The organism is Streptomyces pathocidini (assembly GCF_001418495.1).
Lineage (GTDB): Bacteria > Actinomycetota > Actinomycetes > Streptomycetales > Streptomycetaceae > Streptomyces > Streptomyces pathocidini.
This window is the reverse complement of sequence record NZ_LIQY01000673.1, coordinates 1-2,495: the sequence shown is the minus strand read 5'-3', so window position 1 is coordinate 2,495 and position 2,495 is coordinate 1. Positions and strand designations below refer to the sequence as shown.

Below are 2,495 nucleotides of genomic sequence, written 5' to 3'. Positions count from 1 at the left end.
GCGTTGGCGAACACGCTGCCCCACAGCACGGCGAACCATGCCGCCCACCACGTGACGCGCGCTGCAACAGCGCGACGGGCCGCAACTGACGCCTGGTCAGTCCCGCTGGGGGCGGAGGACGGTGGCGATGTGGGTTGCTGCTGTGGAGAGGTGGTGGCGGGCTTGTTTCAGCTGGTCCGGGGTGACGCCGTGGTCGCGGGAGGCGTCGCGGATGTCGTCGCGGAAGCGGTCGAGCAGCCGGTCGAGGTCGCGGGCCGGGTCGGCGGAGGGCGTGCCGGGGTCCTGGGCCCAGTCGGGCTCGGGGACTTTAGGGTGCCCGGTGTCCTCGGGGCTTCCGGTGTCCTCGGTCGCCGGGGGCTTCGTGAAGTTCGGGCGCGGGTCCGCCGGTTCCTCGCGCTCCGCCCTGACGTCCGGGGCCGGCGCCTGCGTGGCCCGCCGCACCTCGCGCGTCACCTCGGACAGCGCGTCCCGTACCGCGCTCTGCCAGTCGCCCGCGCGGATGTGTCCCTGGGTCTGCTCCTGCACCCGCTTGACGATCCGCTGGACCTCCTCGCGGGCGAAGACCTGGGCGTCGCGCGCCTGCTTGCGCGCGCGCTGGGTCTCCTCCTTGGCACGCCGGCTCTCCTCCTTCGCGCGCCGGGCCTGCTCCTTCCACTCCTCCGTGGCCCGCTTCAGCTCCTCCTTGGACTTCCGCCAGGCCTCCCGGTCGCCCCAGGAGCCGTCCCAGCCGTCCGCGCCGGAGGCGCCCTTGCCCCGGCCCCCGGATGTACGGGCCTCGCGCGCCGCCGCGCGCATCTCGCGGCGGAGGTCGCCCGCCACCCCGCGTACGTCCTCGCGGATCTCGGCGGCCAGTTCGGCGACGGACTGCCGGATCTCCTGTTCCAGGTCGGCCAACTCGCCCTGACGGTCGGCCAGTTCGGCCCGTCCGGCGTCGGTGATCGAGTACACCTTGCGGCCGCCCTCGGTGGCGTGCGTGACCAGGCCCTCCGCCTCCAGCTTGGCCAGGCGCGGGTAGACGGTGCCGGCGGAGGGCGCGTACAGGCCCTGGAAGCGCTCCTCCAGGAGGCGGATCACCTCGTAGCCGTGGCGCGGGGCCTCGTCCAGCAGCTTGAGGAGGTAGAGGCGCAGGCGGCCGTGGGCGAAGACGGGGGGCATCAGAGGGCCTTTCCTGCGCTGTTCTTCGGGGTGGAGTCGCTGGGGCCTTCGCCCTCGGCGCCGGGGCCTTCGCCCTCGGCGCCGGGGCCTTCGCCCGTGCCGTACGGGCCCTCGCCCCCGGCGTCCGGGCTGTCGCCCGAGTCGTACGGGCCGCCGTCCTCCGCCGGGGGGCGCCGGAGCAGGGCGATGGAGCCAGAGACCGTGGACGCCTTCAGCCGGCCGCTGCCCGCGCCGAGGGTGCCGGTGATGTGCTTGGCCCCCCACTGCCCGGAGACGTCGAGGCCCTCGAACGCGTTGGAGACCTCGCCGCTCGCGGTGTTGAACTCGACCCTGGCGTCGGCCGGGTGCGGCATCCGGATCGCGATCTCGCCGGAGACGGTGTTGAGGGCGAGGTCGGCGCCCTTGCCGTCCATGTCCACGATCATGTTGCCGCTCACCGAGTCGGCCTTCACGGCCGCGCCGCAGGCGTCGATGACGGTCAGGTCGCCGGAGACGGAGTTGAAGCGGAGGTCGCCGGTCAGGCCCTGCGCGTCCAGGGAGCCCGAGACGGTGTCCACCCGGACGGTGCCGGAGAGTGCGACGACGGTGGTGTCGCCGGCGACCCCGCGGACGGCGGTGTCCCCACCGACCCCGGAGAGCACGGCGCTCGCGCCCACGACCCCCACCTCCACGCGGGCGCCCGAGGGCACGGCGAGGGAGACGTCGGCGCTGCGCCGCCAGCCCTTGCGGTCCAGCCACCGGAGGAAGCCCTTCCAGGGCAGGTCCTCGTACGCGACGGTGAGTTCGCCGTCCGCGGTGTGCGTGACGATCAGCGGCGGGCCCTCGAGGTGGCTGATCTCCAGCCGGGCGGTGGCGCGGTCGGTGCCGACGACGTTGACCGTGCCGTTGACTAGGCGGACGTGGACCCGGTCGACGGGGCCTTCGAGGTCGAGGGTGCGCGGCTCGGAGACCGGCCACTCTTCACTGGCTGACACTGGTGCGGCCTCCCCGCGTCTGGGCGTACGACGACATATCGCGTCTCTTGTCGAGACACGATATATCGCGGGATGGGGAAGTCAACCCCTGGTGGGCGCCGGGCCCGGGCGGGACGCGTACTACTCGTCCTCGTCCTCGTCGTCCAGCCGCGCGAGCCAGGTCGCGAGCCGCTCGACCGGGACCTCGAAGTCCGGGTTGAGGTCGACGAACGTCCGCAGCTGCTCGGCGAGCCACTCGAAGGTGACCTCTTCGTCGCCGCGCCGCTGCGCCAGCTCCTCGATGCCGCGGTCGGTGAAGTACAAGTCGGTGCTCCGCTCCGGGTCCCATGGGGTGTTCCGGTTCAGATTATGCGCACCGGCCCGCGC

Annotated in this window: 3 protein-coding genes; all 3 read right to left on the bottom strand. The window is 73.3% G+C overall.

What is annotated here, in order from left to right; all coding sequences use genetic code 11:
- Positions 1–96: 96 nt before the first annotated feature.
- Positions 97–1,155, bottom strand: coding sequence for a PadR family transcriptional regulator (locus AOK16_RS24325; protein ID WP_055474255.1), 1,059 nt, complete (start codon positions 1,153–1,155; stop codon positions 97–99).
- Entirely contained in the window at positions 1,155–2,129 is a 975-nt protein-coding gene (locus AOK16_RS24320; RefSeq protein ID WP_079101747.1) for a DUF4097 family beta strand repeat-containing protein, read from the bottom strand. The genes AOK16_RS24325 and AOK16_RS24320 overlap by 1 nt, the downstream gene beginning before the upstream one ends.
- Before the next feature lie 120 nt (positions 2,130–2,249).
- Positions 2,250–2,432 carry a DUF6104 family protein gene (locus AOK16_RS24315; RefSeq protein WP_055474256.1) on the bottom strand — a complete coding sequence of 61 codons (183 nt, stop codon included), beginning with the start codon at positions 2,430–2,432 and terminating at the stop codon, positions 2,250–2,252.
- Between the last annotated feature and the right edge of the window lie 63 nt (positions 2,433–2,495).

Excerpts from the sequence above, each read along its gene's own strand:
- AOK16_RS24325 (WP_055474255.1), bottom strand. The coding sequence starts at position 1,155 with ATGCCCCCCGTCTTCGCCCACGGCCGCCTGCGCCTCTACCTCCTCAAG.